Raw genomic sequence first — 8,152 nt, 5'->3', positions numbered from 1 at the left:
TCGTACAGGCCGACACATCGGTTGAAGACAGGGACTGTTTAAGCGTCGTATTCTTTTTCATGGACTCGCCCTCGCTGCCGTTGGCTTCTTAGACTGCCACCGTGGCGCATTGACGCCTCGGCGTGGGCGAGTCCATCCAATTACAGGGGATTTGTGAACGACACAGATCCAATGTGGGAGTGAGCCTGCTCGCGATGGCAGCGACGCGGTCTCTAGACTTGCCCCTGAGCCCCTTCAAACCACGCCAGTTTCTCGCGCAATTGCACCACTTCCCCAACGATTACCAACGTCGGCGCATGCACTTCATGCTCCGCCACCAACCGTGGCAAATCCGCCAACGTGCCGGTAAACACCCGCTGATTGACCGTGGTGCCCTGCTGGATCAACGCCGCCGGGGTGTCTGCCCCGCGACCGTGCTTGATCAACTGCTCGCAGATAACCGGCAACCCCACCAGCCCCATGTAGAACACCAACGTCTGCGCCGGCGCGACCAGGTCGGCCCATGGCAGATCGGTGGAGCCGTCCTTCAAATGCCCGGTGACAAACCGCACCGACTGCGCGTAATCGCGGTGGGTCAGCGGAATCCCGGCATACGCCGCGCAACCGCTGGCCGCCGTGATACCCGGCACCACTTGGAACGGGATGCCCTGGGCCGCCAGTTCTTCGATCTCTTCACCGCCGCGACCGAAGATGAACGGATCACCGCCCTTCAGCCGCACAACCCGCTTGCCCTGTTTGGCCAGGTCCACCAATTGCTGGTTGATCTGATCCTGCGGTACAGCGTGGTCGGCGCGACGCTTGCCGACATAGATCCGCTCGGCATCGCGACGGCACAGTTCCAGAATCGCCGGGGCCACCAGACGGTCATACAGCACCACGTCGGCTTGTTGCATCAGGCGCAAGGCACGGAACGTCAGCAAGTCGGGATCACCGGGCCCGGCGCCCACCAGGTAGACCTCACCGGTGGCTTCTGGCGCTTTACCTTCGATTTTTACTTGCAGCAGACGCTCGGCTTCGGCGCCCTGCCCGGCCAGTTGCCGGTCGGCAATCGGGCCCTGGAAAACATCTTCCCAGAACGCCCGGCGCTGCTGTACGTCCGGAAACAGGCGTTTGACCTGGCCGCGAAAACGCGCCGCCAGACCCGCCAGTTGGCCGTACGTGGACGGTATCCAGGTTTCAATCTTGGCGCGGATCAACCGTGCCAGCACCGGCGCATCGCCGCCGCTGGACACCGCAATAATCAAGGGCGAACGATCAACAATCGCCGGAAAGATCACGCTGCACAGGGCCGGCGCGTCCACGACGTTGACCGGCACACAACGCCGATGGGCATCGGCGGAGACTTGCGCGTTCAACGGCTCGTCGTCGGTGGCGGCAATGATCAGCCCGCAACCGTCCAGATCCGTCTCGGCATAACCGCGCAACAGGCACTCGCCACCGCTGCCGGCAACCAGTTCGCGCAGTTGCGGTTCGATTTCAGGTGCAACCACCCGCAGCAGCGCACCGGCATCGGCCAGCAGGCGGGATTTGCGCAAGGCAATTTCCCCCCCACCGACAACCAACACACGACTGCCGCGCAGGTTGTGAAACAGCGGCAGATAGTTCATTTAACCGATGACCTCAAGGCCACCCATGTACGGCTTCAGGACTTCAGGCACACGGATCGAACCGTCGGCCTGCTGATAGTTTTCCACCACAGCCACCAAGGTACGACCGACCGCCAGGCCAGAACCGTTGAGGGTGTGAACCAGTTCAGGCTTGCCGGTTTCCGGGTTGCGGAAACGCGCTTGCATACGACGGGCCTGGAAATCGCCGCAGTTGGAGCACGACGAAATCTCGCGGTACTTGCCCTGGCTCGGAATCCACACTTCCAGGTCGTAAGTCTTGACCGCGCTGAAGCCCATGTCGCCGGTGCACAGCGCCAGGGTGCGGTAAGGCAGCTCCAGCAGTTGCAGGACTTTCTCGGCGTTGGCGGTCAGGCCTTCCAGCGCTTCCATCGACGTCGACGGTTCAACGATCTGGACCATTTCGACTTTGTCGAACTGGTGCTGGCGAATCATGCCGCGGGTGTCACGACCCGACGCGCCGGCTTCACTGCGAAAGCATGGCGTGTGGGCCACGAACTTGATCGGCAGCAGTTTCGAATCGACGATCTCGCCAGCGACGATGTTGGTCAGCGACACTTCAGCCGTCGGGATCAGGTACAGATCGGCTTCGCCTTCGCGAGCGATCTTGAACAGGTCTTCTTCGAACTTAGGTAGTTGGCCAGTGCCTTGCAGCGCCGGGGCCTGAACCAGATAAGGCGTGTAAGCCTCTTCGTAACCGTGTTCGTTGATGTGCAGGTTGATCATGAACTGCGCCAGTGCGCGGTGCATGCGAGCGATCGGGCCGCGTAGCAGGGCGAAACGGGCGCCCGACAGCTTGGCGGCGGTTTCGAAGTCCAGCCAGCCGTATTTCTCGCCCAGGGCAACGTGGTCCTGAACCGGGAAATCGAACGCCTTCGGGGTGCCCCAGCGGCGCACTTCAACATTGCCGTCTTCGTCATCACCAACCGGTACCGATTCGTGCGGCAGGTTCGGAATGCCCAGCAGGATCGAATCCAGATCGGTCTGGATCGCGTCCAGCTCGACTTTACCGGCGCTCAATTCGTTGGCCATGCGATCGACGTCAGCCATCAGTGGCGCGATGTCTTCGCCGCGCTGCTTGGCCTGACCGATGGATTTGGAACGGGCATTACGCTCAGCCTGCAGTGCTTCGGTGCGGGTCTGGACGGTCTTGCGCTGTTCTTCCAGCGCTTCGATGCGCGCAACATCCAGCGTGTAGCCGCGGGATGCCAGGCGGTCCGCTACGTCCTGAAGGTTGCTACGTAACAGTTTGGAATCGAGCATGTCGGTTTCTCGTTTATCAAAGTTTGGTCAAGGACAGGCCGGCCCAGGTGGCAAGCAGCCCGCCGAATACGCTGAGCGTCGCATAGCCCAAAGCCAGCGGCACTTGCCCGCTTTCCAGCAAGCGCACCGTATCCAGTGAAAAGGATGAAAAAGTCGTCAGCCCTCCGAGGAAGCCGACGATCAACCCGGCGCGCACCTCAAACGGCACTTCCGGGCGTATCAAAAACAGACCGTATAGAACGCCGATCAGCAAACAGCCCACGATATTAACGGCCAGCGTCGCGGTATAGAAGTGCCGCGGCCAATTAGCGTTGATCCAGTTTCCGGTGGCAAAACGCAACAGCGTGCCGGCGACACCGCCGATGGACACCGCAATGACCAATGGAATCACTATTTTCTCCGCTGCCGGGGACTTAAACGGTCAAGCTGGGCGAGGTGATTGAGCTTCTCGCCAATCTTTAACTCCAGGCCGCGTGGCACCGGCTGATAGAACGGCTGCGGTTCGAGTTCTTCCGGGAAATAATCTTCGCCTGCCGCGTAGGCATCCGGCTCATCATGGGCGTAACGGTATTCGTCGCCGTAACCGAGTTGTTTCATCAGTTTGGTCGGAGCGTTACGCAGGTGCAGCGGCACTTCCAGCGAACCGTGTTCGGTGGCGCTGCGCATCGCTGCCTTGAAGCCCATGTACACCGCGTTGCTTTTCGGCGCGCAGGCCAGATACGTGATGGCTTGGGCCACCGCCAACTCACCTTCGGGGCTGCCCAGGCGCTCTTGCACCTCCCACGCTGCCAGGCACAGGCTCAGGGCGCGCGGGTCGGCATTACCGATGTCTTCGCTGGCCATGCGCACCACGCGCCGGGCCAGATACAGCGGATCGCAACCGCCGTCTATCATCCGTGCAAACCAATACAGCGCACCGTCGGGATTGGAGCCGCGTACGGATTTGTGCAGCGCGGAAATCTGGTCGTAAAACGCTTCTCCGCCCTTGTCGAAACGTCGGCGGGTATCACCGAGCAGACTTTGCAGCAGATCGACGCCGATCTCGCTGTTGTCTTCGGCCAGGTCCGAGGCGTTTTCCAGCAAATTCAGCAGCCGCCGGCCATCGCCATCGGCGGCGGACAGCAGCATCTGGAAACCTTCATCGCTGAGGGTCAGCTGCCGCTTGCCCAGGCCACGTTCTTCGGTCAGTGCGCGATGCACCAACTTGCGCAGGGCTGCTTCGTCGAGGCTTTTGAGCACATAGACGCGGGCCCGGGAGAGCAACGCGTTATTGAGTTCGAATGAGGGGTTTTCGGTGGTCGCGCCGATGAAAATCAGCGTGCCGTCTTCAACGTACGGCAGGAAAGCATCCTGCTGCGACTTGTTGAAGCGGTGCACTTCATCGACAAACAAAATGGTGCGCCTGCCGTACTGCCCGGCCTGTTGCTTGGCGATTTCCACCGCCTGACGGATTTCCTTCACACCGGCCAGCACGGCAGAGACCGTTTCGAAGTGCGCATCCGAGACTTCCGCCAGCAACCGCGCCAGGGTGGTTTTGCCCACGCCCGGCGGCCCCCAGAAAATCATCGAATGCAGGGCACCCTGCTCCAGGGCTTCGCGCAAAGGCTTGCCGCGAGCGAGCAGGTGTTCCTGGCCGACGTACTCATCCAGATTGGCCGCACGCAAGCGGGCGGCCAAGGGCTGAGCTATCGGGGCACTGCGAAACAGGTCCATCACTACTTGCGAAACCTCACTGACTATCAACCAATAACTTGAACACCGCCGGGCCCCTGTGGGAGCGAGCCTGCTCGCGAATGCGGTGTGTCAGACAACATTGATGGCGACTGACACTCTCTTCGCGAGCAGGCTCGCTCCTACAGGTTTTGCGTTTTATTCCTGGATCACGTCCGCACCCTTGGGGATATCGAACTTGAATTTGGAGGCCGGGATAGGCTCGTTGGCCTTCACGCCAGTGAACAGAATATTGGTGCGCTGGCCGACACTGTCGATCATCTGCATGTCGTTGACCAAGCCATTGCGGAACGACAGGCGCAGACTGTCGAACAGGGTGTCCTTGGTCTTGGGCTTCAAGGTGAAGTCGATCACGCCGCCAGCTTCCTTGGCGCTGATGTCGAAGCTCTGGCTGATCTTGGACACGTCACCGGACAACAGCAGTGCAGGCGTCTGGGTCAGGCGTTGATCGAGTTTCTTGATCGTGGCCTGTTCCAGATCCGGGTCCCACAGGGTGACCTTCTTGCCGTCGGAGACCATGGTTTGTTCAGCCGGCGCATTGGTATGCCAGTAGAACAGGCCCGGACGCTGCAACGACATTTCGCCAGCGGTTTCCTGCAACTGGGTGCCGCTGCCATCGAGGGTCAGCTGGGAGAAACGGGCAGTCAATGTCTGGGATTTTTCCAGCAATTGGGTCAGGCGCGCCACGTCCTTGTCATCGGCGTTAGCCTGGAGCGTGGTCAAAGCCAGTACCGGCAGCAACAGCATGCGGATAAGACGCATGGGAGTCCTCATAACATTCGTGGGGGATCGGGCGGCGCGTGTGCGCCACCGCTTTTCAATTCAAGGAGGCGATTCAAATCAGTCGCGCACCGGGCCCGGGGCCAGGACTTCACGCGAACCGTTGGTGTTCATGGACGTCACGACCCCGGCCATTTCCATGGCTTCGATCATGCGCGCGGCGCGGTTGTAGCCGATTTTCAGTTTGCGCTGAACCGCAGAGATGGACGCACGACGGCTTTCCAGGACGAACTGCACCGCTTCGTCGTAAAGCGCATCGGTTTCGGCATCATCATCGCCACCACCACCGCCATTCTCAAAGCCGCTGCCGGCTTCTTCGACACCGGCGAGGATGTCGTCGTTGTATTCCGGCGCGCCGCGCAGCTTCCAGGCCTCCACCACGCGGTGAACCTCGTCATCGGACACGAACGCGCCGTGAACACGAATCGGCAGACTGGTGCCCGGCGGCATGTAGAGCATGTCACCGTGACCCAGCAGCTGCTCGGCGCCGCCCTGATCGATGATGGTCCGGGAGTCGATCTTGCTCGATACCTGGAACGCCATACGCGTCGGAATGTTGGCCTTGATCAGACCGGTGATCACGTCCACCGACGGACGCTGGGTGGCGAGGATCAAGTGGATACCGGCAGCTCGGGCCTTTTGGGCGATACGGGCGATCAGTTCTTCAACCTTCTTGCCGACGATCATCATCATGTCGGCGAACTCGTCGACGACCACGACGATGGTCGGCAACTTGGTCAGCAGCGGTGCTTCATCGTGAATGCTTTCGCGCTTGTACAGTGGGTCGGTCAGCGGCGTGCCGGCGTCCTGGGCTTCCTTGACCTTGGCGTTGAAGCCGGACAGGTTACGCACGCCCATCTTCGCCATCAGCTTGTAGCGGCGTTCCATCTCCGCCACGCTCCAGCGCAGGGCGTTGGCCGCGTCCTTCATATCGGTCACGACCGGGCACAACAGGTGCGGAATGCCTTCGTAGATCGACAGTTCAAGCATTTTCGGGTCGATCATGATCAGTTTGGCGTCTTCCGGGCCAGACTTGAACAGGATCGACAGGATCATCGCGTTCACGCCCACCGACTTACCGGAACCGGTGGTACCGGCCACCAGCAAGTGCGGCATTTTTGCCAGGTCGGTGATGACCGGCTTGCCGCCGATGTCGTGACCGAGGGCCAGGGTGACCGGCGACTTGAAGTTGTCGTACTCGGGGGTCGACAGCACTTCGGAGAAGCGCACGATCTGCCGGTCTTCGTTAGGAATCTCGATACCGACGGTAGTCTTGCCCGGAATCACTTCAACCACACGCACGCTGGTCACGGCCAGGGAACGCGCCAGGTCTTTCGCCAGGTTGGAGATGCGGCTGACCTTCACACCAGCGGCCGGCTGAATTTCGTAACGGGTAATCACCGGGCCTGGGTGAATCGAATCCACCGAGACTTCGACGCCAAATTCCTTGAGCTTGATTTCCAGCAAATGGCCAACCGCAGCCAGGGATTCGGGCGAGTAATTGAGTTGTTTCTTTTCCGCGGGGTCGAGAATCGAGATCGGCGGCAAGGTGCCTTCCACGGCGCTGTCGACGAACAACGGCGTCTGTTTCTCTTTTTCCACTCGCTGGCTCGGTGCAGCCGGTTTCGGCGGCGCTGGTGCAATGACCGGCGGCACCTGCTTCTCGCGTTCCGACATGTGCTTGCTCAGGGCTTGCTCACGTTCGATCAGGCGTTCCTTGACCTTGGCCTGCTCGCGTTTGTCGGTGACGGTTGGCGCGACCACCTCATTCACGCGATCGTCGACTTCACGCAGTTGCGCCACCAGTTGCTTGCGTTCGTTACGGGCCGCCCACCAGCGATTAGCCGCGCCCTGGAACAGTTCGAACAGGTCGAGGGTGATCTTGCCGGTGAGGTCCATCACCTTGAACCACGACAGGTCGGTAAACACCGTCAGACCGAACAGGAACAGCGCGATGAACAACAGTGTGCTGCCCTGGATGTTCAGCGCGTTCCTGGCCAGATCGCCGAGGCTTTCACCCAACGCACCACCGGCACCTGCCGGCAGACCCGTGGCGGCATGGAAATGGATGTGCGCCAGCGCAGCACCCGACAGTACCAGAAACACCAGGCCAATCAGGCGCCAGGAGAACAGCCAGCCGCTCCACTGCCAAGGTTCGTGGCGCTGACGGAAGATCTGATAGACCTTGACCGCGAGCAACAACGGGAAAATGTAGGCGAAGTAGCCCAGCACCATGAACAGGATGTCGGCGCTGTAAGAACCGGCCGGGCCGCCGAAATTCTGCACGTCATCAATCTTGCTGTTATGGCTCCAGCCCGGATCGTCCTTGCCGTAAGTCAGCAAGGCCATCATCAGGAACAGGCACAAGGCGCCAATGGCGATCAATGCACCTTCCTTGAGCCGGTAGTGCAAATGCTGGCGCCAGAGCGGAACGACTGTTTTGGGTGCTGCCGTGGATTTCTTCAAAACGTTACTTTTCCTGCGCCTGGGGCGCGTCCATCTGTTGAATGACTATAAAAACTGCCCAATCCAGGCAGGTAAAAAAGTTAACAGGCGCAACCGGGACTACTTTTAACACTGCACCCAGTGTTTTATAAACACGGCGTGCACTGCTTATTTTGTTACAACCCCCCTTGCACGCAGGCATTGTACGGGTTTGTCCGTCCGACGCCATGCTTGAGACACTGGGTATAGCATAGCCAAAAGCACCTTGACGTGCGGTCAATTTGAGCATGCATTCTCTTTCGTGACAA

At 60.1% G+C, this 8,152-nt stretch carries 7 protein-coding genes; all 7 read right to left on the bottom strand.

The genetic code is table 11. The features are described from left to right. Positions 1–212 precede the first annotated feature (212 nt). A complete protein-coding gene (gene cysG, locus KGB06_RS18560) occupies positions 213–1,607 on the bottom strand; it encodes a siroheme synthase CysG (protein ID WP_223518302.1) in 1,395 nt (464 codons plus the stop codon). Then, positions 1,608–2,888 carry a serine--tRNA ligase gene (gene serS / locus KGB06_RS18555; RefSeq protein WP_223518300.1) on the bottom strand — a complete coding sequence of 427 codons (1,281 nt, stop codon included), beginning with the start codon at positions 2,886–2,888 and terminating at the stop codon, positions 1,608–1,610. 16 nt (positions 2,889–2,904) lie between these two features. Further along, the gene (gene crcB / locus KGB06_RS18550; RefSeq protein ID WP_223518297.1) at positions 2,905–3,279 is read right to left on the bottom strand and encodes a fluoride efflux transporter CrcB; all 375 of its coding nucleotides are present in this window, start codon (positions 3,277–3,279) and stop codon (positions 2,905–2,907) included. Next, positions 3,279–4,601 carry a replication-associated recombination protein A gene (locus KGB06_RS18545; protein ID WP_111448954.1) on the bottom strand — a complete coding sequence of 441 codons (1,323 nt, stop codon included), beginning with the start codon at positions 4,599–4,601 and terminating at the stop codon, positions 3,279–3,281. The genes crcB and KGB06_RS18545 overlap by 1 nt, the downstream gene beginning before the upstream one ends. A gap of 156 nt (positions 4,602–4,757) precedes the next feature. Next, positions 4,758–5,381, bottom strand: a complete 624-nt coding sequence (lolA, locus tag KGB06_RS18540) for an outer membrane lipoprotein chaperone LolA (protein ID WP_223518296.1) — start codon at positions 5,379–5,381, stop codon at positions 4,758–4,760. A 78-nt stretch (positions 5,382–5,459) separates the two neighbouring features. Beyond that, positions 5,460–7,865: a DNA translocase FtsK gene (locus KGB06_RS18535; protein ID WP_223518294.1), complete on the bottom strand. Its 2,406-nt coding sequence runs from the start codon at positions 7,863–7,865 to the stop codon at positions 5,460–5,462. Between the two features lie 4 nt (positions 7,866–7,869). Further along, positions 7,870–8,133 (bottom strand): hypothetical protein, encoded by a 264-nt coding sequence (locus KGB06_RS18530; protein WP_223518292.1) that lies wholly within the window; start codon positions 8,131–8,133, stop codon positions 7,870–7,872. Positions 8,134–8,152: the final 19 nt, after the last annotated feature.

Source organism: Pseudomonas sp. GL-B-19 (genome assembly GCF_019956415.1).
GTDB lineage: Bacteria > Pseudomonadota > Gammaproteobacteria > Pseudomonadales > Pseudomonadaceae > Aquipseudomonas.
This window is presented reverse-complemented; position numbering and strand designations above follow the sequence as displayed.